The following is a 234-nucleotide window of genomic DNA, read 5'->3' as shown; positions in this document are numbered from 1 at the left end:
CTCATAGACAGAGATCTGACGCAGATCGACCTTCTGCGTGCGCGACAGCGTCAGAAGCAGATCAAGCGGCCCTTCAAAGCCCTGCACATCCACGATCAGCGCCTCGGCTTCGAGCCGCTCCTCGACCGTCAGTGTGTCCTCTGGAAATAGCGAGTCTTCGTCAGCCATATACCTGTCCGCCCATGAGGGCAGATAGTTCCGCTTCCACCGCCTCGGTGTCAAGCGCAGCAGGGG

The 234-nt window shown here is 59.8% G+C and carries 1 pseudogene; it reads right to left on the bottom strand.

The features are described 5' to 3' along the window. Nucleotides 1-168 (bottom strand): annotated as a pseudogene (locus O4G76_RS21680) (segregation/condensation protein A); the annotation flags it as partial. Nucleotides 169-234 lie beyond the last annotated feature (66 nt).

It is taken from the genome of Limimaricola sp. G21655-S1 (genome assembly GCF_027213785.1).
GTDB lineage: Bacteria > Pseudomonadota > Alphaproteobacteria > Rhodobacterales > Rhodobacteraceae > Limimaricola.
The sequence above is the reverse complement of the archived record's forward strand: the minus strand, read 5'-3'. Positions and strand labels throughout refer to the sequence as shown.